This is a genomic window from Parvularculales bacterium (assembly GCA_036881865.1).
Classification (GTDB): domain Bacteria; phylum Pseudomonadota; class Alphaproteobacteria; order JAPOUT01; family JBAJNM01; genus JBAJNM01.
The window spans coordinates 13,264-35,759 of sequence record JBAJNM010000015.1; the positions used below are offsets into that span (position 1 = coordinate 13,264).

20 protein-coding genes are annotated in these 22,496 nt (G+C 46.3%); 12 read left to right on the plus strand and 8 right to left on the minus strand.

Going from position 1 to position 22,496, the window contains the following annotated elements; translation table 11 throughout:
- Nucleotides 1–135 precede the first annotated feature (135 nt).
- From V6Z81_05060 to V6Z81_05080, 5 genes are all read left to right on the plus strand, one after another.
- Nucleotides 136–2,736, plus strand: a complete 2,601-nt coding sequence (locus V6Z81_05060) for a hypothetical protein (GenBank protein ID MEG9861855.1) — start codon at nucleotides 136–138, stop codon at nucleotides 2,734–2,736.
- A 254-nt stretch (nucleotides 2,737–2,990) separates the two neighbouring features.
- Nucleotides 2,991–4,205 (plus strand): hypothetical protein, encoded by a 1,215-nt coding sequence (locus V6Z81_05065; protein ID MEG9861856.1) that lies wholly within the window; start codon nucleotides 2,991–2,993, stop codon nucleotides 4,203–4,205.
- A complete protein-coding gene (locus tag V6Z81_05070) occupies nucleotides 4,186–6,021 on the plus strand; it encodes a DEAD/DEAH box helicase (GenBank protein MEG9861857.1) in 1,836 nt (611 codons plus the stop codon). The genes V6Z81_05065 and V6Z81_05070 overlap by 20 nt, the downstream gene beginning before the upstream one ends.
- An 83-nt stretch (nucleotides 6,022–6,104) precedes the next feature.
- Nucleotides 6,105–7,067, plus strand: coding sequence for a DUF3883 domain-containing protein (locus V6Z81_05075; GenBank protein ID MEG9861858.1), 963 nt, complete (start codon nucleotides 6,105–6,107; stop codon nucleotides 7,065–7,067).
- A gap of 6 nt (nucleotides 7,068–7,073) precedes the next feature.
- Nucleotides 7,074–8,219 carry a DNA methyltransferase gene (locus V6Z81_05080; protein MEG9861859.1) on the plus strand — a complete coding sequence of 382 codons (1,146 nt, stop codon included), beginning with the start codon at nucleotides 7,074–7,076 and terminating at the stop codon, nucleotides 8,217–8,219.
- A 94-nt stretch (nucleotides 8,220–8,313) separates the two neighbouring features.
- On the opposite strand, the gene V6Z81_05085 is transcribed toward V6Z81_05080, so the two are convergent.
- The 4 genes from V6Z81_05085 to V6Z81_05100 form a co-directional block, all read right to left on the minus strand.
- Nucleotides 8,314–8,883: a hypothetical protein gene (locus tag V6Z81_05085; GenBank protein MEG9861860.1), complete on the minus strand. Its 570-nt coding sequence runs from the start codon at nucleotides 8,881–8,883 to the stop codon at nucleotides 8,314–8,316.
- 318 nt (nucleotides 8,884–9,201) lie between these two features.
- A complete protein-coding gene (locus tag V6Z81_05090; protein MEG9861861.1) occupies nucleotides 9,202–10,290 on the minus strand; it encodes an IS1595 family transposase in 1,089 nt (362 codons plus the stop codon).
- Between the two features lie 349 nt (nucleotides 10,291–10,639).
- Entirely contained in the window at nucleotides 10,640–11,113 is a 474-nt protein-coding gene (locus V6Z81_05095; protein ID MEG9861862.1) for a hypothetical protein, read from the minus strand.
- A 32-nt stretch (nucleotides 11,114–11,145) separates the two neighbouring features.
- Complete coding sequence (locus tag V6Z81_05100) at nucleotides 11,146–12,054, minus strand: metal-dependent hydrolase (GenBank protein ID MEG9861863.1); 909 nt, start codon at nucleotides 12,052–12,054, stop codon at nucleotides 11,146–11,148.
- Between the two features lie 138 nt (nucleotides 12,055–12,192).
- On the opposite strand from V6Z81_05100, the gene V6Z81_05105 reads away from it, so the two are divergent.
- The 4 genes from V6Z81_05105 (at nucleotide 12,193) to V6Z81_05120 (ending at nucleotide 15,342) form a co-directional block, all read left to right on the plus strand.
- The gene (locus tag V6Z81_05105) at nucleotides 12,193–13,428 is read left to right on the plus strand and encodes an MFS transporter (protein MEG9861864.1); all 1,236 of its coding nucleotides are present in this window, start codon (nucleotides 12,193–12,195) and stop codon (nucleotides 13,426–13,428) included.
- 165 nt (nucleotides 13,429–13,593) lie between these two features.
- Complete coding sequence (locus V6Z81_05110) at nucleotides 13,594–14,013, plus strand: PaaI family thioesterase (protein MEG9861865.1); 420 nt, start codon at nucleotides 13,594–13,596, stop codon at nucleotides 14,011–14,013.
- Between the two features lie 4 nt (nucleotides 14,014–14,017).
- On the plus strand, nucleotides 14,018–14,731 hold the full coding sequence (locus tag V6Z81_05115) for a GNAT family protein (GenBank protein ID MEG9861866.1): 714 nt from the start codon (nucleotides 14,018–14,020) through the stop codon (nucleotides 14,729–14,731).
- Nucleotides 14,728–15,342 carry a TIGR00730 family Rossman fold protein gene (locus V6Z81_05120; GenBank protein MEG9861867.1) on the plus strand — a complete coding sequence of 205 codons (615 nt, stop codon included), beginning with the start codon at nucleotides 14,728–14,730 and terminating at the stop codon, nucleotides 15,340–15,342. Before V6Z81_05115 ends, V6Z81_05120 begins: the two co-directional genes overlap by 4 nt.
- 77 nt (nucleotides 15,343–15,419) lie before the next feature.
- On the opposite strand, the gene V6Z81_05125 is transcribed toward V6Z81_05120, so the two are convergent.
- Nucleotides 15,420–15,962, minus strand: a complete 543-nt coding sequence (locus V6Z81_05125) for a hypothetical protein (GenBank protein ID MEG9861868.1) — start codon at nucleotides 15,960–15,962, stop codon at nucleotides 15,420–15,422.
- 560 nt (nucleotides 15,963–16,522) lie between these two features.
- Here V6Z81_05125 and V6Z81_05130 point away from each other — a divergent pair.
- Nucleotides 16,523–16,960 (plus strand): GNAT family N-acetyltransferase, encoded by a 438-nt coding sequence (locus V6Z81_05130; GenBank protein ID MEG9861869.1) that lies wholly within the window; start codon nucleotides 16,523–16,525, stop codon nucleotides 16,958–16,960.
- A 106-nt stretch (nucleotides 16,961–17,066) separates the two neighbouring features.
- Here the strand turns inward: V6Z81_05130 and V6Z81_05135 are convergent, their stop codons facing one another.
- Nucleotides 17,067–19,103 (minus strand): hypothetical protein, encoded by a 2,037-nt coding sequence (locus V6Z81_05135; protein MEG9861870.1) that lies wholly within the window; start codon nucleotides 19,101–19,103, stop codon nucleotides 17,067–17,069.
- A gap of 81 nt (nucleotides 19,104–19,184) precedes the next feature.
- Between V6Z81_05135 and V6Z81_05140 the strand changes: the two genes are divergently transcribed.
- Nucleotides 19,185–19,484 carry a hypothetical protein gene (locus V6Z81_05140; protein ID MEG9861871.1) on the plus strand — a complete coding sequence of 100 codons (300 nt, stop codon included), beginning with the start codon at nucleotides 19,185–19,187 and terminating at the stop codon, nucleotides 19,482–19,484.
- A 47-nt stretch (nucleotides 19,485–19,531) separates the two neighbouring features.
- Here the strand turns inward: V6Z81_05140 and V6Z81_05145 are convergent, their stop codons facing one another.
- Together V6Z81_05145 and V6Z81_05150 are read right to left on the minus strand one after the other, a co-directional pair.
- A complete protein-coding gene (locus V6Z81_05145; GenBank protein MEG9861872.1) occupies nucleotides 19,532–19,984 on the minus strand; it encodes a GNAT family N-acetyltransferase in 453 nt (150 codons plus the stop codon).
- Nucleotides 19,971–20,345, minus strand: a complete 375-nt coding sequence (locus V6Z81_05150) for a cupin domain-containing protein (protein ID MEG9861873.1) — start codon at nucleotides 20,343–20,345, stop codon at nucleotides 19,971–19,973. The genes V6Z81_05145 and V6Z81_05150 overlap by 14 nt, the downstream gene beginning before the upstream one ends.
- A gap of 121 nt (nucleotides 20,346–20,466) precedes the next feature.
- Here V6Z81_05150 and V6Z81_05155 point away from each other — a divergent pair.
- Nucleotides 20,467–22,496: hypothetical protein (locus V6Z81_05155; protein ID MEG9861874.1), on the plus strand; the 2,030-nt coding region annotated here is incomplete at its 3' end.

Genomic DNA, 22,496 nt, shown 5'->3' on the forward strand with positions numbered 1-22,496 from the left:
TCAGCAAGATGCTATCGCCCGCTTGGGTAAGAAACTGGCAAGCACTGATAAGGTGATTGAGCAGCCATTTCTGTGCGGATTCCTGCCAGACTTAAGACTGTCGATCAACAAAAACTCAAACAGGAAATTGAAGAGATGGAGGTGGAGTTCTGTGTCTTTTCTGGCTCCCCTGAAAAACCAGTTCGCCAGCCGGAAACGGGCTGGATATTGGGTGATGTTGACAGCCTCGCATCCTGTATTGAACTCACGGCACTTTCAGAAAACAGAATTGAAGATAGCATGAATGTTCTGGAGAACGGCATAGAGCAAGCAGCCAGATTGTTACGTGATGAGTGCGCAAACTCTCCTCATCCTTTGGAAGAAATTGCTAAGATATTACATCAGCAAGAATGCGAACAAACTACTCGGATGGCGATGGCGATTATTGCCAATGCGTTCACATTCCATCTGTCTATTGAGGGCACACAGCAAAATATTCAGGGCACACCTCAATATATAGAAACCCTTGAAGCACTATGGAGCGGAAGTAAGGCACATCGAAAAGAGAATATTCTGGAGCATTGGAGGTTTATTTACAATCATATAAACTATTGGCCAATCTTTAAGATTGCTTCTGATGTTCTCACTCCAATACCCAATAGAATTTTCGGTAAGATTCTTGATAGGTTGTATAAGGTAGCCGTTGAACTTGATCATCTTGGTGCCACCAGTCAGCATGATATGTGCGGCCGGATTTTTCAACGTCTCATATCAGATCGCAAGTTTCTAGCTACATTCTATACTTTACCAACTTCTGCCACTCTTCTGGCCGAAGTTGCGGTTTCACGTCTTAATGTGGACTGGGCTAATGATGAGAAATTGAAAAAATTACGAATTGCCGATTTTGCTTGTGGAACCGGTGCACTTCTGAATGCTGCCTACGGGGCCGTATTGACGCGCTATAGACGAACCGGAGGAAACGATAAAGATATACATGCAGGAATGATTCAAGAAGCGCTTTTCGGTACAGATATAATGCCTGCTGCATCCCATCTGACTGCTACAGTTCTATCAAGTGTGCATCCAGGTGTTCCATTTAAAGACACCTCTATTGAAACCCTGCCTTATGGAGAAGTTCAATTAGAGACAGGCCCTAAAATTGAAATTGGAGCTCTTGGTCTGATTGAGGAAGAAGCAATATCTCTGCTTTTTGATACCGGCCGGAAACGTGTGATTGGGAAAGGCGGCAGCTCTAAAAAAAATTTGGAGTTGCCTCATGGCACTTTTGATCTTGTTATTATGAATTCTCCGTTTACAAGCCCAACTAATCATAAGTTGCCCGATGTAGATGACATAACCGCTGTACCAGTGCCATCATTCGCTGGCTTGGGAACAAATAAAGACGATCAGAAAAAGATGGCGGAGCGCCTAAAGAGTCTCAATACAAAATCTCAGGCTGGCCATGGCAATGCGGGTCTCGCCAGCAATTTTATTGATGTTGCGAACGCTAAAGTTAAAAATGGTGGTGTTATTGCTCTGGTGCTTCCAGCCGCATTCGCACAGGGAGACGGGTGGTCTTCTGCCCGCCAACTTCTCAATCGTCACTACCAAGATATAACTATCATCAGCATTGCTAACACGGGGGCTAAAGACAGTTCTTTTTCCGCCGACACAGGAATGGCTGAGGTACTGATTATAGCAACAAAAAACGAATCGTCTTCTCCAACTACTGACCCGACGTGGCTCTATATCAACCTGTTTCATCGTCCTAAAACGATGTTGGAGGCGGTGACAGTTGCGCGGGAAATAAAGAGGATAAACTCCTCTACACCATACGGTAATATTTACATTGGTGATGAGGATAAAATTGGCAACTATTTTTGCGGAGCTATTGATAATACGGGTTGTGCAGGCATAAGAGAGTTTAATGTGATTAATGCTGGTGTAAGCCTTAGCAAAAACCAGATACAGTTACCTCGTAACTATTCGGTGCAGAATCTTCCGTTGACACAACTCAATAATTTGGGAACTAGAGGTCTGGTAGACCGAGACATCAACGGTGCAAAATCTTCCAATACTGGTCTCTGGCGAGGGCCCTTTGATATTACAAAAATACAACCTAATACCACAACAACCTATCCAGTTTTATGGGGACACGATGCGACAAGGGAAACGCGAATGGTTGTTGAACCAGACAAAGAAGGGATAGTTCGACCAGAATGTGATTACAAGGCGAAAGAACAATGGGATGAGATAGCTTCGTGCCTTCATTTCAGCCGCGATTTCCGAATCAATTCTCAGCCCTTGACCGCCTGTATGACGCCTGTTCTGTCAATAGGTGGAGCGGCGTGGCCGAATTTTAAATGTGACGAAATTCGCTGGGAAAAACCACTTGTTCTGTGGGCTAATACTACTTTGGGTCTTTTATCCTTCTGGTGGTTAGGCACCCGACAGCAACTAGGTCGGGCAAGAGTAACAATCAAAAGATTGCCGGCGCTTGTCGTACTCGACGTAAGACAACTATCTCCGACACAACTTAATCAAGCCGCTGACATATTTGATGAATTGAAGGAACTGACTTTATTACCTGCTAATGAGGCGTGGCGAGATGATAACCGGAAAACACTTGATAAGGCCGTATTGATTGATTTACTTGGGCTGGATGATGGCATAATGGAGGCACTGGGTCTTTTACGTCAACAATGGTGTGAGGAACCATCCGTTTATGGTAGTGAGAGAAAAAAACCTCATTCGTAGAAACTGCCCATATATTCTCCATATCACTATTCCACTGATGATAGCGTGAAAGGTGATTTGTTGTTTGTTCTTGGAGGGTTATTATGGGCTGTCTGCATGATCTTCATCAAGCACACCTTCATACGGACGGTTGTGAAAAAAGGCTGAAGCAAGAGATTTTCAAGTTGAATCACTAAAGTATATAATGAACAAATATTCAGTGTCCTAATATCTGAAGGGTGTACCTGAACGCATGTTTAAGTGGAGAAATAAATATGGCGATGGAAAGTAAACACGCGCAAGAAATTGACGCTTATATAGCAGCAGATCCGGATTGCAAGAAGGGAAAGCAGAGATTCGAAATTAACGGAAAAATCGAATTCTTAGAGTCTTATGCCTTGCCCACTAGGTTATTGCGATACAATCGTGATAACGGAAGGTTTAACCTTGAGATAAAAGAACACGAAATTAAAATTAATAGGAAGCTTGATCCTGAAGATAAAAAGGATGTGCAAGAAATTAAACGTCTGCTACTTGAAGACGATGCAAAGGCTGAAGCTGTTAAATTAAAGAATGACCTGAGAACATTGGGAGAGCAGCGAGAAGTGGCAGCCATCACTTGGGATGGTGTTGTCATTAACGGTAATAGAAGGATGGCCGTGATAGAGGAGCTAGATGCTGATGATCCTTCAGGCAAATGGCAAAAATTATGGGTAGCAAAGTTACCTAGGAATATATCTGATTCAGATTTGTGGAAAATTGAAGCCGGACTCCAATTGTCAAAGGCCAAAGTTGCAGATTATGGACCGGTAAATAATTTATTAATGGTACGTCAGGGCGATGAAGCAGGACTCTCACCTAATGAAATTGCCAGAGCAATGTATGGATGGACTGCCGATCAGGTTGAAAAGGATCTAGAGCGATTAAAACTAATTGATATTTTTTTAGAATTCATGGGACAACCTGAAAATTATGGAATAATAAAGAAATTTACATTATCTGAACATTTCCAAGATATACAAAAAACCATGCAGCAGTTAAAGACTGCGGGCTTATCTAAAAAACTACAATTAGAAGAATTAAAAAATATATTTAAGTTTTTAAGAGGTAACATTCTTCAGAAGGATGAAGCTTCCTTCACACATCTTCAAATAAGAAGAATTGGGAAAATGTTACAAGAACAAGGTACGAAAGAAGCCTTAACCAAAGATTTCAATAAATACCCGGATAACACGCCTATTCCATCAGATCTATTAAATGATAATTTTGATAACGCTACCGATATTGCGAAAAATGAAGCAGATAAGGCAAAACCAGTAAAGCTCATAGAGAAAGCACTTGTGGCGTTAAGAACTATAGACCAAAAAAATGAAGCCTTTCTTTCTCCTGTTGATACAGATTCGTTAGTGAGACCGCTAAAAACTATAGCAACATTAGCAAAGAAGATGAGTGCTAAAATAGAAACACATAATGATAAACATAGCGATTAATAATCATAAATTAATAGTCAAAGATGAGACACTGAAGCTTTTTAATTGGGAGCATCGTACTTTTTTTATCGTATTATTAGATTTTGAAGAAGATAAAGAACAATGCCAGTATTCTTTATCTGATAAAAATAATTTTTCAGAAGTAATTAAGGACGTAGTACTTTATTTTGAGGAAGAAAATGAAAAGTATGAAGTTGATGAAAACGTCCAAAAAATAATATCAAAAATAAAGAAGCAAGAGGAAGATTTTAATCAAGCTAAATCTAATATAGATAAAAACGTTTCTGTATCTCTCACTGACTCATTTAAAAGACAATTAAAACCTTATCAGGAAGAAGGTGTGAAGCACTTTCTGAAGATAAGTAATGGGGCGAATTTTTCTGTTCCCGGAAGCGGTAAAACTACTATGGTTTACGCTTACTATAATCAATTAAAACTACAACAAGTTGTAGAAAAAATATTTGTTGTTGGGCCGTATAGTAGCTTCATGCCATGGGAAGAAGAGTCGAAGGAATGTTTCGGTCATAAACTGAAAACGGTTAGATTATCAGGCAACAATCGAGAAAGATCTTACTTTCAATCGACAAATTATGAATTATTTTTATGCGGTTATCAAACGGTAGTTAATGATTTGCGTTCAATTATTTCACTGTGCGAACAGCATAAATTCTTACTAGTCGTAGATGAGTCACATAACATAAAAAATATTAATGGTGTATGGGCAAATGCTTTACTTGAAATAGCACCTTATGCAGAAAGGCGAGTTATACTATCTGGTACACCCATGCCCCATGGTTACATTGATTTATGGTCGCAAATGACTTTTCTATGGCCGGATAATAAAATTTTACACGTAAAAGCGGTGTATCAAAATCGTTGTAAAGATGAAAATCAACAAGAAAGAATTAAAGAAGATATTAGGCCCTTTTTTTATAGGGTTAAAAAATCAGATTTAAGACTCCCGAAACAAAACTTCACTAGAGAAAAATACGAATTAAAACCTATACAAGCGCAAATATATTCTGCTTTATCAAAAAAATTGATATCCGATCTAGATTTGCAAATTGAAGATAGAATGAAGCTGAGGCAATGGAGAAAAGCAAAAATAGTGCGCTTGTTACAAGTGGCCTCAAATCCAGCACTACTTAATAAATATTCAGATGAATTTGAAATTCCAGCTTTATCAGCGGACGGCACATCATTGATAGATTTAATAGATAAATATTCAAAATTTGAAGAGCCAGCAAAATTTGATATAGCGATATCTCTCGTTAAAAAACTATTATCTGAAGATAGAAAAGTGCTTTTGTGGACCAGCTTTGTACATAATATAAAAATGCTTCAGATAAAATGTAACGAGCAGAACATTCCTTATTATTCTATCTACGGAGCTATTCCAAAAGATGATAGTGCTGATGTATACTTTAATAGAGAAAAACAAATTCGGTCATTTAAAAAAACAAATACACCATCTTTGTTAATTGCAAATCCCGCTGCATGCGCAGAATCAATTTCTCTGCATACGGTTTGTAATAATGCAATTTATCTTGATAGAACTTTCAACTGTGGGCAGTTTCTTCAATCATTAGACAGAATTCACAGAATAGGTCTTAAAGATCAGGCCAATTATCATATTTTAATAGCTAAATCGACAATAGACGAAACTATTGACCGCAGACTTGAAGAAAAAGAAGAAGCCATGAGAAACCTTCTAGAGGACGATGTGCCACTGGGAGATTATGAGGAACAAGAAGACGTTACGACAGAAGATTTTGAAGCAACTGTTGCAGATATTATATCTCAAGGCCAAAAATGAATTTACCCGAGACCAGTATACTTAACTTTTTCAATAAAGTGCTAATTTCATTGCAAGAATTAACAAAAGAAGAGAACACATGTTTGATTGAATCTCTTGTTAGGCAATGCCAATTGGTAGCTGTTGGTGGGCAAATAGGTGATTACCCATTAATTATAAAACAATGTCATCATTGTGGGCTTGTACAGATAAAAGATGATCAGGTAGCCATTTCTGTTTTAGGTGATCAATTTTTAAAAGAAAACAATCAAAAACATTTTGAAATTAACGAATCTCAAAAACAGCTAATTGTAAAAAAAATAGTATTTCATGGGCCATGGAGTTCATATGCAAGACCAATTCTTGAACAATTTTCTTTAAATCACAACAGAGCCACTTATGAACTATCAATTGTTGATAAACCATTAACAACAACACATGAAACAATCGTTCATTTCTTTATTTTTTTGGGGCTTTTATATCAAAAAGACAACCATTTGATTGTAGTCAATAAAAAGTATGCACGTTTGGTTTATGAATTAACTGCTGATAGGAAAGCGGTGACCGAGCAACAACTCGAAAGAAATTTAATGGAAAATAAGAAACTGGGCGCACAGGCTGAAGTAGCAGTCGTACAATTTGAAAAAGAGAGATTAATAAAACTAGGAAATAAGATGCAAGCAGAACTTGTGCGACGCATCAGTATAATAAACGAGGCTGCCGGTTATGATGTGGAATCATTCGATGGTGATTCGGATAATATATTTGCTAATCGCTTAATTGAAGTCAAAGCTAGCCGCGAAGACAAAGTTCGTTTTTATTGGACGAAGAATGAGAGAAACGTTGCCGAAGCAAAGGGTGATACATATTGGATATATATGTTAAAAAATTTTGAGGAAGGATGTTCGAATATATCACCTATAATGATTCAAAATCCTAATCATTTAATTGAACAACAGAATGAATACTTTTCCATGGAACCCTGTAAGTTTTTGATTCAAGCAGAACCCAATGTTGCTCTGAAAGAACATACTCAAAATGAGTTAAAGTGGTATCAAGTAGGTTGATATCACATGAAGCCAAAAGCATTAAATAAAATATACGTTGGTGAATGTGAAGTACTTTTACCTGACACAAGGTTATTTCCGGATAGAAGTGTGAATTTAATAGTCACATCTCCTCCATATGCTGAAAAAAGAAAGATCTCCTATGGGGGTGTACGCGAGAGTGAATATGTTGAATGGTTTTTACCAATTGCAAAAGAACTCCACAGAATTTTGAAGGATGATGGATCATTTATATTGAATATAAAAGAGCATCCTAAAAATGGAGAGAGGTGCACTTATGTTTTGGAACTCGTGTTAGAGTTAAAAAAACAGGGCTGGTTCTGGATTGAAGAATATTGCTGGGTTAAAAAAAACGCTTTCCCAGGCAAATGGCAAAACAGGTTCAGGGATTCTTGGGAACGGTGCTTTCATTTTGCAAAAAACAGAAAATTCAGGATGTATCAGGATCAGGTAAAAGTACCGATAGGTGATTGGGCAGATAAAAGATTCAAATCAATGACTGAAGCTGATTTTGTTCGTCGTGTGTCTAAAAATAATAGCCATTTAGCACGCAATGTTTCAAATTGGTTGAATAAGAAAAAAGTTAATCCTTCAAATGTTTTGATATTTGAAGAGGAGCATAGGTTATATTTAAGCAATGTAGTTGAAACTGCTGTTTCAAAATCACTGATAAATCATAGTGCAATTTTTCCTATTGAGTTGCCCACGTGGTTTATCACCCTGTTTACAAAAGAGGGTGATGTAATTTTGGATCCGTTTATGGGCTCGGGCTCAACTGCTGCGGCGTCTTTACTACTTCAAAGAAGGTTCCTAGGCACGGAATTATTTCCCAAGTATGCGAAAGCGGCAAACAAACATATAAAAGAGATAGAAACTGAAGTATTAAAAAAACACCAATACAAAGATAAGATTTGGAAACTAGCCAAGCCGATACGTGGCAAGGACCCGGAAATATATCGTCAGGATCCTTATGGCAATGAGCTTCGCTATGACAGCTATGGTAAGAACAGTAAAAAGGGTTGGGTAATTGACCATATCAAACCGGTAGCCAGAGGAGGTAGCGAAGCCATCCGGAATCTACAAGCCCTGAAAACATCAGTAAACCTAGCTAAGGGTGATTCCCTAAACAAGAAAAGCCGTCATAATCAGTAACAGAATTTAACATTGGCTTGTACCCGCTTCACGATAAGAAATTTTTCTCTCTTCGTGGTCCTCATTTACATTCTGTACCGCAATCTCAGGCTGGTCAGACAATCTGTTTAAGTATTCTCTGGGCAATTTTGCCATGTTTGTTGAACGCTGCCTGAAGCCGTCTATTGATCCACTTAAACCCATCTCGCGAAAGTCTGGCGGCCGCCTGTTGCCGTACTGACAAATGCGGATCTGTGTTCCCTATGCCGGATGCCGCATGCTCCTGTGTTGTTACAAACGAGTCCGAATCCAGCTTGTCCATCATTTCGTACAGAGAAACTCCGTTCTCCATCTTCCCATCAACAAACTCGGCTTTATCGAGGCGGAGGTATAGGGGCCATTTCTTCTTCCATGGCCGGAGTTTGATGTCGGCGGGCGTAGCCTCGTCCTGACCGGGCCGGTGTGCTCTGGCAATGGCGCATCCGTAAATGTAAATGTCTTTCGGATCATGGGTCAGCCGGGAGATGAAAACTACATCGCCTTTCTGAACGCTGACCGGCCGCTTGTTTAGAGGATAGCCAACGGCCCAGTGGCAACCATCTTCCTCAATCACATCAATGGTAGGGGTGTCCAGCGGAATGCGGTTTTCGTCACTCCCCTGAAACTTCACAATGGGCTGCATCATTTCTTCCCGCGATATTCCGGATTGTTCGGATTCTTCTGGTTGGCACGGTTATCTCTCCCGTCTTTTCCTCCTCCTTTACCGCCTTTAGATTTACCCATTGTCAATTCCTCCTTATGCGAATTTCTGGATTGTATCAATGTAGCCGGACCTATGGTGTTTGCAATGGGAACTGTATTTTCATAACTAAAGAATCCTGTAACCCTGCAGTTCATTTGGCTACTAAAGTTTATAATTACCAATGATTTTTACCCACTAAAGTATTGCTTCTATTTTTCCCTACCTAAGCTACCGCGTTTCGTTAATCTGCCAATAGGCTTACTAAGCCTTTTTTCTTTGCTTCTTATAACGGAACTTGCCGGTATAGCGGCTACGGCGCTCAGGGTAGTACGCGCCTTCTTTACCTGAGCCCGAAGGCAAACCGTTGTCAGATGTCAGGGTCTCGTAATCAAGGCTATGCCCCAGCATACGTTGAAAGATGATAGCCATCTGTTCTTCCGTATCAAGGTCGCGGATGTTCCAGCGTCCCGCAAACGCCTTGACGTAGCGCTGCAGGTGCTTCGGGGACATCTTGTGATGCACTCCCGTAATTGATCTTGTCAGATGCGACCAGGCAGACTCCGTGATGTTGGTCGAAGCCTGACGTGACATCCCGTCAAATGCATCGTATGGTTTCACATATTCTTTACGCGAATGGTTGACGGCAATACGCTTGCGCCTGACCTTCGAGTAGTGACGGGCCTCGTCCGTATAGATTATGCTGTCTTCAGGGATAATCCTGTCTATGATCCGGGCAATGGTGCGGCTGCGGGTGTCAGGTATCACGTCCATCCAGACTTTTCTGGACTCCTTCTCCGTGATGCCGATTATAATCATCTTTGTCGCGCCCCCGTGACTGTTCGGAATCCTGTCAATTCTATGCTTGTTTGCCTCTAAACCTCCGATGTAGCATTCGTCAACCTGAAACTCGGTTCCGGTTGCAAACTCTTCCGGTACATCGTCGTAGACAAAGCCTTCCATCATGCGGTGGAGCATGTGCCATGCGGTTGCCTCCCGGACTTCCAGATCCCGGTGTATCTTCATCGCCGAAATGGACTTGAGGTTGGTCATGAAATTATAGGCCAGCAATGTCCACTTCTCTACGGGAACTCTGGACGAGGCCATCAGTGTTCCGGTTTTAAGAGAAAAATACTTCCGGCAGTCCTTGCACCAGTAAGGCATGGATTTGTGGGTTGCGGTACTGGTCTCCGGACCCCCGCAATAGGGGCAGTGCCGTTCTTCGGGCCAGCGAAGGTCTGCCAGCCAGTCCGCGGCTTTCACCGGGTCTCCGAATTTTTTGACGGCTGAAACCATGCCTATTCCTTTACGATGCGCCCGTCCCGGACTGTTGACATATTCTTGGTAAATCATGACGGCTCTCCTTTCAACTGAAGAAAAGCCTAGCCGATTCTTTGATGTTTGTCAACTTAAGCGTATAGAGATGTTAGAGCAGGACATGGCCTATTGAGAAACCTTCTGTGATATGCTGAAACACTATATATAGTAATCCACAACATATAGTGGCCGTCAACTTAAGCGTATAATCCCCAAATTTTTTAACGATAGAAAGTCCGGTGCCGGGTCCGACACCTGTTACCAGGCATGTCTTCGTCATGTTGTTCCTTTTGTTCCTTATTTCAGGGAACATTGCCTATATGGTTCCCAATTAAATTCACATCGTACATGCCTCAGGATTCAGTGCAGGCGGCGCTTTTGTCGATTAACCGGCTTTGGCGAAAAAGCTGCGGCCCATATGCGCCGCTATAAACAGCGTGATAAAGGCGGCGATGACGGCCACACTATAGCCAATCACACCGAAAATATTCGACCCGCCCAGCACATTATCGGTGAACGACAAAGCACGGCTGCCCGAGGCATTGCCGAACCAGTAAAACACCGTATTGGCCCAACCGGCAAAAATGATGCCTTTTGAATAAAGCGCGGCACGGCCCCCCGCCAGTCCGCATTGCGGCAGGGCGAAAGCGAAAGCAATCATCATCACCGCATTCATAATGCCACCGGCATGGGCGCGCACCCAGCCCTCCGTAGTGCCGAACACGGCGATATCGACAAAGATCGTCGGCAGGATTTCCAACCCGCCAATCAGGCTAAAGGCCAGCATAAAGCCGGCCAGCAAGCCGATGACCAGCACATACATGGCGTGGCCCAAAAGTCGTTTTTGATAAGCGTCCATTTTTCCTTCCCGGTGTTTGCTGTCAATGTGTACTATCGGAGTTGCATGATCCGGCTCATGGCGGTGCGGTCTATGGCCAGTACATCGCCGCCCGCCGCATCATGTTTGCGCCAGGCAATCGCCACCGGGCTTTGCTGACGATTGGCCAGCGGATGATTGCGCGGATTATAGTTCTTACGGAATACGGGTATGGTCTGCCACGCCATATCGGCCAATGTCCTGAAGCAAAAGCCCATATATTTTGCAACGCCGAACGGGTTTTTCAGCCAGCCCTCGATGCGCGCCATATGGGCATAGGCTTTCACCGTCTCGCCGGCAATGTGCCAGCCGGCGGCGACAACCATATATTTGCGGTACCATTCGTGCCCGCCGTAAAGCGCGCGATACACATCATGCGCCACCGCGCCGTGCTCGACTTCCTCAACCTGATGCCAAACCCAAAGCGCTTTCATCACCGGATGGCTGTCGGCCATCCATTTGTCATAATTGCGCAGGATAATCAGCCCGGCCAGAAAGGTGAAGGTTTCATAACCGGCGGTGAAACCGACCATGCGCTTTTCGCTATCATGTCTGGCAGCATGGTCGAAATGCGCTTTCGCGGCGGCGTCCAGCTTGCCGGCTTTCGGATAGCGTCTGGCCATGAGTTTGTTGAAGGCGATGAAATTTCTTGCGTGATGGCCTTCCTGACCGCTCAACGCCACCATATCGCGGCGCAGCGTGTCGTCGGCGACCTTGTGTTTCACCGTGTTCATGGTGCGAACGAGATAGCGCTCAAAATACGGCACATGCAGGCCCAGCGCATTGATGAAGACAGAAAATTGCGGCGCGCTGTCGCTCCATACACAGTCTTCGGCGCTCAATCCGTCAATGTCGAAATCGAGCGGGCGCACCGGAAAATCATCCATCGGATGGTCAGAGGCAGTGTCTTTTCTTTTTTTCAACACGGCTTATGCTCGTTCCAGATTGTCAGACCCTTAAAAGGCCAATCGTGAGACAAATAATGGGCATGAGCGGCCAATAGGTCAAGATACAGCAAGAACGGCCCGGCAGGCCGGTTACACGGGAGCGGGATAAGCAGAATGGGAAAAAAGCCGTTTTTTGGCTGGTTTGTGCTGATTGGCGTTGGTTATAGCCTGTTTGTCGGGGCCGGCATGATTTTTTACGCCATGTCGGTGCTGCTGGAGACCATTGTTGCGGCGACCGGTTTTTCGGTCGCGCAAATATCTTTGGCCAATACGATATTTCTTGTCGCCGGTGGCTTTGCCGGTATCGCCGTAGGTGAACTGATTGCCCGCTATGACCCGCGTTGGACGGTGGTCAGCGGCACGCTGCTCATGGCACTGGTGTTCTGGCTGTTGCCCATGGCCGGGACGCTACCGCAAATTTATGCCGTCTATATCGCCCTCGGAATCGGTTTTGCGATGACGTCGCTGGTGCCGGCAACAACCCTGACGGCGCGCTGGTTTGTCCGCCGCCGCGCTTTGGCCATTGCACTGACCCATAGCGGGCTGTCACTGGGTGGTATTTTTCTGACCCCGGTGCTGGCCGAATTGCTGGCCGCCGAGGGGCTGCTGGCGATGCGCAATCCGTGGACGCTGGGGCTGATGCTGCTCAATGCGCCGCTGGCCATCCTGCTGATGCGACCCGACCCGCAGGCGATGGGGCTGACGCCGGATGGCGATGTCATCGAGCCGGATAGCGACCACCCGTCAACCCGGGGGATGGTGTTGGCCGACGCGGTGCGCAGCCGGTTTTTCCGGCTATTCGCCATTGCGTCCATATTGGCGATGATGACGCAGGTCGGCACGATTGCGCATATTTTTAAATGGGGACTGGAGCGGGCCGATAGCGATATCGCCGCCATCACCGTCGCCTCGCTGGCCTTTTGCTCGCTCGCCGGACGGCTGGTGTGCGGCGTGCTGCTGGACCGGATGAACCTGTTCCGCTTTGTGTTGGCGCTATATTTGCTGCAGGGCCTCGCCATGTTTGGCATGGCAATTGCTGAAGGCGGCGTATTTGTTCTGTCTATGACTGTGCTGTTTGGCCTGATGGTCGGCAATATTCTCATGGCGCAACCTTTGCTGGTCGGGGCGGCTTTCGGCATGCGCGACTTCCCGCGCATTTTGAGTGTGCAGCAACTGGTGATGAATGGCGGCGTGGCGCTCGGCCCTATCCTGATCGGGCTGTTTTATGATTTTGGCGGCGGCTATCAAAACGCCTTCATTTTTGTCGGCCTATGCAGCCTGATGGCTTTCGGCGCGCTGTGGCGGGCCGGCCCGCCGGAGCAGGTCATGGCACAACAGAGGCTTTCGTAAAAAATTACGACCGCTTAAGGTGCAAAAGAAGAGCAAATCCTAATTGAGCTATGGCGCGTCCACGAATATACCGGACAACCACATTCGGCATCCGGATACAAACCGCCAACGCCGGAGACGATCATCCCGATTGACCCGGATGAATCCACAGCATAGGCTTCCGCCATGACAATCAAATCAGTTTTTGACAAATTAGGGCCCCGTCCCCCCTGCGGTGAACTCATCGACTGGACTCTTCTGGATTATGACAAAGATGAAGGGCGGATCGAAATTTCATTTTCGCCTCCTGAAAGTTTTGCCAATCCGCGTGGTTTTATCCAAGGGGGTTTTTTGAGTGCCATGCTGGACGAAACAATGGGGGGAGTGGTGATTATCGCAACCGATGCAAAATTCGCACCAACGACGATATCCTTATCGGTAGACTTTATCCGTCCCGCAGCAATGGGGAAAGTGTTCGGGGTTGGAAAACTGGTCAATCTCGGAAAATCAATCGCTTTCATGGAGGCGGAACTGCACGGTATTGAGGGTAAATTATTGGCCAAATCACAAGCCAGTGCGAGATTGTTTCCGCTTTCAGCGGAATGAACTTATGAAGGTTGGAGATATAGTTGATAATTTTGTCGTTCCGCCACACCCTAAAGGCATTGTTTTAGATGGTGTAAGTGTAAGGTTGGAACCGTTAAAAGCAGACTTACACGCTAATGATCTGTTCGAATCATATTCCATTGATGAAGAGGGGGCGAATTGGCACTATCTGTCTTATGGTCCATTCGACACGCTTCAGAGTTTTTCAACGTGGTTAAAAGAACAAGAGTCAAAGGACGACCCGACATTTTTCTCCATTTTCAGAAAAACTGACGAAAAAGCAGTTGGGGTAGCGGCTTATTTACGCATAAACCCGGATCATGGTTCAATTGAAGTTGGAGGTATAAACTATTCCCCTTTGCTCCAACGCACAAAAGAGGGCACAGAAGCTATGTATCTCATGATGAAGTGGGTATTTGAAAATGGTTACAGAAGATACGAATGGAAATGTAATGCCCTCAACCTTAAAAGCAGAAGTGCCGCACAGCGTTTAGGATTTTCCTACGAGGGGGTTTTTAGACAAATGATGATAACAAAGAGCAGGAATAGAGATACTGCCTGGTTCGCCGCTATAGACAAAGAGTGGGAAGTATTAAGTCCATGCTTCACAAAGTACCTATCTGATGAAAATTTTACTGATGATGGTAAGCCAAAGATTTCACTGTCGTCGCTTACACAACCATTACTGTATAAAAAAGACGATATGGATTTTAGTTGATAGACACACCAATAAGATCAATCGCCATTTTCTGTGGTTCTGCATCAGGCTCTAAGCCCGTCTACGGTGATGCGGCGACGGCATTAACTGGCGTGTTGGCCGACCGGAATATCTCTGTTATCTCCGGCGGAGGCAAAGTCGGCCTGATGGGTAAAATTGCAGATGCGTGCCGTCATTTTGGAGTTCACCACACAGGCGTTATGTCCGGCAATCTCATAGAAAACGAGATATTGAGTGATGGGCTTGATAAAACTATTCGCGTGCAAACGATGCATGACAGAAAGCGGACAATATCAGAATTATCAGACGGCTTTGTCGCCTTGCCGGGCGGCCCCGGTACATTTGAAGAAATACTCGAACAATGGACGTGGGCGCAACTTGGTCTGCATAAAAAACCGTGCGGCCTGTTAAACGTTGAAAGTTACTTTGATCCGCTTATCAAAATGTTTTCACAAATGGCCGAGCAGGGGTTTTTGAGTAAGCAATATCTCGACATGTTTATTATTAGCGATGAACCGGCTGCACTCATTGAGGCGTTTCAGTCCTATAACCCGCCGCCGTCCAAATGGAGTTCTTCCTATGGGGACCGCAGCTCCACACCGCAGACGTAAGGCTTACGCCCGGCCTCAATCCGGCATTGACAGACTGTAAAAACGATTCTGTCTACCCGTCGGCTCCAGCCGTGACGTTATTCACCGCCGCTTTCTTTATCCGGAGTTGTACTTTCCGTCATTGCGGTACTACGCCAGTTATCCATATCAATAAAGACATCATCATCAAACTTTCTTAAATCCATAAATTCCAGTCCTTTGTAAAAGCGCAGGGGATATTGGGTAATAAGAACACTTTCAACCTCCCGGCTGCTAATAATGAAAAAATGGTAACCAAACAGATGCAGCAAAGGATTCATATAAGATGTGCGTTCCGGCACCAGCAGCCAGAATATTATTAGCAAAAGCACAAAGACAAACGCATCAGGTGCAAGAAACGCCAGAACACAGGAGATCAGATAGGGTATGGAGTAAGACTCATGATGCCGGTACATACGGTCTATAGCCCCCTCCGATATGGAAGTTTTCGCCATCAACCGCGTACCAAGATAGGCCATATAGGTCGCCAGTAACACCAAACACAACAAGACCAGCGCTACCGCAAAATTGGCCCCCTGGGCAACAATAAATACCCAGACTGCCGGCAACAATGCCGTAGTTTTGAAAATTATCTTTTTCACTTCATCATTTCCTTATCAAGTTCTGCCGCCGGGCAACTCCAAAGGTGCGCCAGACACGACGCCGTAAATACGTCGAGCCGTCTCATTATCGGTTTCATGGTGCAGGGAACATTTAATTTTGCCCTTTTTCAACCGATTCTGCCCATAAAACAACCAGATTTTACCCGCAGGTCCATAAGCGATTGTTTTATGGATATAAAAAAAACCCCGCTTTTGCAAACTGTTTTTGAAACCATCCTGATGACATAACGGGTAGTCTATTGCTTTACGGGTTACTCTGCCCTAAATGCTCTTCTTTTTGTCCTTATTATCCTTATTGTCTTTTTTGCCGTTTTTCTTACCGGAGCCTGGGACGATGGCCCCGGACGGAGATACTATGGTGCGCTCTCGCTTGTTCCGGTTCGGTTTAGTGGTGTAAAACTTTGCCATTCAGGTGTCGCTGACACCAAACTCTCCGGTCTTGTTCATTTCATAGCCGGGTTTTGAGTACGTTTTTATGGCATATCCGGTTTATGCTCCCCGAGAACAGTAATGTAGCGTGAGAGATATGGGAATAAATCATGAGTGTCATTGTAAGACTTGCTAAAACGGAAGATCAACAGCGGTGTTCAGAGCTGCTTAATGTTCTTGCCGATGCCACCTCCGATTCCCATACAACGTTCAAACCGGAAACTTTTGAACGGTTAATTTCCAATGAGAGAGGCAGTCTGGTCGTCGCCGAAGAAAATGGAAATGTCCTTGGGATGGCCTCTGTTTCTTTCAACTTTGCCTTGAGGTATGACGGAGAATACTGCCAATTAGAGGAACTGGTTGTTGATCAGGATGCCAGAGGAAAGAACATTGGCGGGTTGTTAGTTGAAGAAACCATCAGACTGGCAAAGATAAGAGGGTGCAAAGAGTTCGGGCTTTATATTCTCGAATCCACCAGACACAATCAAACTTTTTATGAGAAGTACGGTTTTATTAAAGTGGGTGAAGAGATGAGACAACGACTATAAATCAAATTATAAATTAAAGTTCCGACACCGCTACCGGACAGCAATGAATGTATTCAGCACCACCCCGCACGGACCACCGTTATAGAACCGCGCCGGACTTCGCTTTCTAATTGCTTAAATCAATCGCCGGATTGCGGTCAAAGAAATTACGCGGTTTCAAAATAATCTCATCTACTTTTGACGGCATAACCGGCCAGTCTTCCGCCATGGGCGCGTGATGAAAGCCCAAAGTTGCCCAGGCAACAATATCGTTGCCGCCGAGGGTTTCGTTATCGGCAACATATTCCGGTATACCCAGCCAGGGTGCGGACTGGTTAACCGCAATGCCGGAGGCAAAAATTTCATTGCGTTTGAAACGCGTAACCCAGAGGTTTTTCCGCACCCAATGGGCCCGCTTAAACACCTCATCCGCCGGCGTGACCAGAGGTTTGATAGTCGGCATCATCAGCTGATATCCGGTCGGGTAACCCATCGCATTTTTCTTATTGCTGCTTGAAAACAACAAAAGCGCAGGCCGGGAGGCCAGCATAATTGTTTGTGCCGTTTGCTCGTCTCTTATTTTTTGCGGGATGATCTGCCAGATACCACTGCGCAGCGCACTATTCGGCTGCGGCACCGGCTGTAGGCGCAAACGGGTGAAGTCATTATCAACACCGTCAATATCGAAATCGATGCGGTAACTGAAAAAATGATCATGATTAACACCGAGGCGGTGCGGTGCAATCAGCGTGCCGGTTTGCGTTTCCTGCGCCGCCGTCCCATCCTCCAATGAGGCGGACAGAACCCCTTTGGCCGCATCGATACCGGTTGAGATTAGCCGGATGCGCAACTGCCCGTTCTGGGCAAAAACATAGTCCTGAAAATAATCATAATTGCCGATGGTCGCGACCATGCGCACCACCAGTTCGGTAGCCGTGCGCGATTGATGTGTCTCTATTCCCGGAATGCCGGCCAGAACCGTCTCGTCGTGCCGCCAGACCGGATAACCGGGATCGTGCTCAAAAATGCAAATACGGTTGGCCGCTTCAAATGGTGCACCATTCGGCAGATGCAAAGTCACATTGAAAAAATCAGCGTGCGACGGGCAATCGGCCTGCTGCAATTCAGTTGCCAGATTACCGAATCCATATTCCCCCATATCGAAATAAGCACGGTAATACCAGTTCGGGTCATTATCATGGTATGGCACGAACATTTCCGACATGGCAATTTCATACGCAACCGAGCGCAAGCCCGCCCCGGTCTGATGACCAACGCGATTGAGCACCGTGCCCTGACGTGCATCAAAGCGCAGACGGAACTGCCAGCCCTGCCAATCAATACGGCTGCCACGCAGGCGATAATTAACGCCCTGAGGGCGCGTATTGACCACAGGCCGTAATGCGGGGCGGGCGCCGCTTGTAAATTCATCAGGGTCCAGATCATGCGGCGGCGGTGTTTTGCCGGCCATTGTGTCCGTCACCTCGACAAATTCGCCTTTGCCGAGATTATAGAGGAATGCCAGCCCCTCAACCGGACGGGCGTAAATGTTACTGCTCGGCAAACCCGTGCCGTCCGTACCGGCAATATTGAAGCAGTCGAGACGGACAATGCGGTCATTTCTGACATCAACTTTATCAGAAAAGAAACGGCCAATCGTGCGCGGCACACAAAGGCCCTCACCCGCTTCAACGCCGCGTTTTTCAAGCGCCGCAATAATGACCGTATCTTCCATCATGCTCGTAATCAACGGCTGCAATTCACCGGTGCTGGACAACATGGGCTGACCGCGGGTGATTTGTGTGTTGTTCAACAGGCGCCCCGACATCAGGTCAACCTCAGCCAGCCGCGCCGTACCGTCTGCCAGAAACGTCACCTCGGCGGCTCGTCCGGCCGGTTCCCCTTCGCGCCAGTTAAGGGCTTCCTGTTTCTCGGGTTGTTTCAAACTGATCCGGGTGAAAAGCACGTCTTCGCCATACGTGGCTTTGATGACTTCCGCCGCCGACGCATATTCCGGTCCGGTCAGGGAGTCCCAGGGTGATGCCGTTAATGGCAGTTCGGCCACCAGTGTTTTCTGTTTTTCTTCAACGGACAGATAGGTCCAGCCAAAGGCTGCAATCAGAGCAACGGCTATAAGCAAAGCCAGATAGAACAACGTTCGCATATCAATTTCTCCCTTTCAGCAGACAGTCTGGACATATGATGCCTGAGATTATATGAAGAAGTAAAGAGATAGTAAGCCGTTATGAAAAAAGCAGCCGACATTTATATTGATCCCACTTACCGCATAGGAGCCAGAAAGCGCTCAATAGAACTCTATGAAAGAAGCATACCGGAGACGAAGCGGCGGATTGAGTACACGGAAAACAAAATTAAAACAATCAAAGCCGGTAATATCGACAAGGTTCCTAAAAAAGACGACATACGTTTAATAAGGTCGCTTGAAAAGCAGCTTTCATACGCGAAAGAAAATTTGTCAAGCACGGAAAACAGGATTGATGAACTCAAAAAAGAGATAGAAGAGATTGAGGCCGGGAATATCTAATCGCGTCGGTTCGGTGAGCGGCCGGCACCGCCGTTATGAAATTTCCTTCATGAACGCGTATATTTTATGAACGGCGTTTTAACCCCTATCTCATCATATAGTTTTCGGGCATTAGAATTGAAATCCTGTGTCATCCAGTAAACACCTTTTGCGCCCTTCTCATCAGAACGCGCATAAATCTGTTGAATAAGTTTTCCGGCGATCCCTATCCTTCTATAGCGTTTATCAACATAAAGGTCCTGAAGGTAACACGTCTTTTCCTCCTGCCAGAGATGCACATGATAGAGACAATGAACAATGCCGGCAGCATTCCCGTCGGCAAATGCCATATATCCCTCACAAGCATCAAAATCATCATTAACAAGGCGGGAAAACGTTGTAGAAAATATCTCTTCACTTCCGGTGGTTTCATAAAAGTCCAGATAAGCTGCCCACAGAGGTGCCCAGCATTCCTTATCACCTGCGGATAACTTTCTTATAGAAATATCACCTGTTACCATCTGTTTCCGTTACATCCTCTCCACCTTCCGGCCCGTAGAATATTACCCAGGTTTCCATTTCATCACCAAAATCTACAAACTTATGGGGCATGCCCGCAGGGACAAACAAAAAGTCTCCCGTTTTAAAATCCGTTTCTTCGTCCCCCATGATAAATTTGCCCGTACCACGTGTTATTACATAACATTCATCCCGGTCATGAGGTTTTTGGCGATCTTCTTTCTTTGGACTATACAGTTCCACCTGAAGTTGCCCGCGCTCAAACCCTGTATGAAAACGTTTACCGGCATTTTCAGGAATATTTAAGCGCATATCCTCCGGTGTCAGTTTCATTCCTTTTGCGGACGGTTTATGTTTTTTCATGCTACACCTTGTCTCATTCTGTAGATTGATGCCGAAGGCCGGATGCTGTCAAATGAGTTAGGGTATCATGCCGCATTTAGAGGTGGAACACGGTGCCTTGTGAACCAGACTGAGGAAGTTTATGCGGGTTTCGACCATATCTCTGTTTGCTGCACTTGCTCTTTGTAGCGTTCTTGCCTCCTGCGGCGGCGGCGGGGGCGGAGCACCGTCGGGTGGCAACTCCGGAGGCGTAACACCGCCCCCGGCAACCCAAACCTGTGGTACCGGCAGCACGTCTTCGTGCATCCATGGCTGTATAAGAAGTGACGGCGGCCCCGATGTCGCCCGTGATAGAACGGCACCCGGTTCAGTAAACCTGACCTGTAAGCGGGAACCGGCACAGACCTGCCAGTGCACACATGGCTGTACGGTCAGTACAGGTGGCGAACTTGTTAACAACGCTCCGCTGACAAATCTTTCAACCACAACAACAACAACGCTGACCTGTAAGCCCGAACCGACCCAGACCTGTTTGTGCACTGGGGGCTGTAGAAGTAGCGCCGGCGGCAATGTCGCCCACGGTAGAACGGCACCCGCTTCAGCAAGGCTGACCTGTGTGGCTGAAGCGAGCCCCCAAACCTGTAGTAGTCCACAGGGCTGTATGGACAGTGATGGCTACTTCGTAGCCTTCGGTAGTGCCGTATCCGCTTCAATAACTCTGATCCCGTTGGGGGCGGCGACACAAACCTGTGGTACCGGCAGCACGTCTTCGTGCATCCATGGCTGTATGACCACTACAAACACCCTCGTAGCCAATGGTGGTGTGGCAACAGCTTCGGAAACTCTGAGGTGTCAGCTTGACCCGAACCCCCCGATCTGTGGTCAGTCAAGCGGTACGGCCGATTGCACCTTTGGCTGTACGGCCAATGGAAGCGTCTACGTACCCCTTAACACCGCGGCACCTGCTTTAACAACCACAACAACCCTGACCTGCAGGACCGAAGCACCGCCGGGCATGCAGATCTGTGAGTGTTTCCATGACTGTACGGGCGATGACAGCAACGAATACAACAACAATGCTCTGGCATCTGATTCTGTAAGGCTGACCTGTAAGACCGAAGCGGCCGAGATCTGTAAGTGTGCATTTGGCTGTACGGTCAGTGGCGGTGAACATGATGGTGACGATGTCCTTAAGGATGCCATGAAACCCCTTTCAGAAACAGCTACATCAGAGCTGATGTGTAAGTCGCAATCCCAGACCTGCAGTTGTGAATTTGACTGTGAGGACAGTGACGGCACCACCGTGAGACGTGGCTCCACAGCGTCCGATACTAACCCTCTGAACTGTAAGTCAAGAAGCCAGACCTGTAATTGTGACTTTGGCTGTACGACCAGTGACAACCGCGATGTCGTCAATGAAGGCACAGCGTCCGATACGGAAAGCCTGATGTGTAAGTATGACCCGAACCGTCCGATCTGTAATTGTGCATTCGGCTGTACGAACGATAACGGTCCCGATCTCATGAAGGATGAAACGGCCCCGGCAGCAACTACCAATACGAAGCTGACCTGTAAGACTGACCCGGACCCGCCGGAATGCGGGACGGTAGCAAGCGGCACGGACAGTTGTGACATGACCCTTGGCTGTGAGACCGTTGAGGGTAGTATCTACGTACCCCATGGCAGAGCGGCAGAAGCTCTAATGACGGAAACAACGCTGCAATGCAGGACCGGACCGCCACCGGGCTTCCAATTCTGTGAGTGCACACATGGCTGTACGAGAGATGACGGTCAGCCCGCTATTAATGACCGTGAGTTGGCGCCCGTGGCAACAGGGCTGACCTGTAGGGGCGAACCGAATCCCCCGGTCTGTGGTACGGCACCCGGCACAGCTTCGTGTGGCTTTGGCTGTACGAGCGATGCCACCCCGCCGCAGACCTTAATGTCCGGCGACACGGCGGACGCTTCAACAACCGGCATAACAACGCTGTCCTGTCAGTCTCGAACCCTGACCTGTGGTTGCGACTTTGACTGTACGGACAGTAGCGGTGCTACCGTGGCCCTTAACGCCACGGCGACCGATACGGTAGACCTGACCTGTAAGGAAAACCCGAGCCCTCCGACCTGTGGTCAGACAAGCGACACGACCGCCTGTGCCCATGGCTGTATGGA

What these genes read in the sequence shown, in the direction of transcription:
- V6Z81_05070 (MEG9861857.1), top strand. Translation starts at nt 4,186, where the DNA reads ATGATAAACATAGCGATTAATAATCATAAATTAATAGTCAAAGATGAG.
- V6Z81_05105 (MEG9861864.1), top strand. Translation starts at nt 12,193, where the DNA reads ATGGGAAAAAAGCCGTTTTTTGGCTGGTTTGTGCTGATTGGCGTTGGT.
- V6Z81_05095 (MEG9861862.1), bottom strand. Translation starts at nt 11,113, where the DNA reads ATGGACGCTTATCAAAAACGACTTTTGGGCCACGCCATGTATGTGCTG.
- V6Z81_05085 (MEG9861860.1), bottom strand. Translation starts at nt 8,883, where the DNA reads ATGATGCAGCCCATTGTGAAGTTTCAGGGGAGTGACGAAAACCGCATT.
- V6Z81_05080 (MEG9861859.1), top strand. Translation starts at nt 7,074, where the DNA reads ATGAAGCCAAAAGCATTAAATAAAATATACGTTGGTGAATGTGAAGTA.
- V6Z81_05150 (MEG9861873.1), bottom strand. Translation starts at nt 20,345, where the DNA reads ATGAAAAAACATAAACCGTCCGCAAAAGGAATGAAACTGACACCGGAG.
- V6Z81_05130 (MEG9861869.1), top strand. Translation starts at nt 16,523, where the DNA reads ATGAGTGTCATTGTAAGACTTGCTAAAACGGAAGATCAACAGCGGTGT.
- V6Z81_05060 (MEG9861855.1), top strand. Translation starts at nt 136, where the DNA reads ATGGAGGTGGAGTTCTGTGTCTTTTCTGGCTCCCCTGAAAAACCAGTT.
- V6Z81_05090 (MEG9861861.1), bottom strand. Translation starts at nt 10,290, where the DNA reads ATGATTTACCAAGAATATGTCAACAGTCCGGGACGGGCGCATCGTAAA.
- V6Z81_05115 (MEG9861866.1), top strand. Translation starts at nt 14,018, where the DNA reads ATGAAGGTTGGAGATATAGTTGATAATTTTGTCGTTCCGCCACACCCT.
- V6Z81_05135 (MEG9861870.1), bottom strand. Translation starts at nt 19,103, where the DNA reads ATGCGAACGTTGTTCTATCTGGCTTTGCTTATAGCCGTTGCTCTGATT.
- V6Z81_05065 (MEG9861856.1), top strand. Translation starts at nt 2,991, where the DNA reads ATGGCGATGGAAAGTAAACACGCGCAAGAAATTGACGCTTATATAGCA.
- V6Z81_05145 (MEG9861872.1), bottom strand. Translation starts at nt 19,984, where the DNA reads ATGGTAACAGGTGATATTTCTATAAGAAAGTTATCCGCAGGTGATAAG.
- V6Z81_05140 (MEG9861871.1), top strand. Translation starts at nt 19,185, where the DNA reads ATGAAAAAAGCAGCCGACATTTATATTGATCCCACTTACCGCATAGGA.
- V6Z81_05110 (MEG9861865.1), top strand. Translation starts at nt 13,594, where the DNA reads ATGACAATCAAATCAGTTTTTGACAAATTAGGGCCCCGTCCCCCCTGC.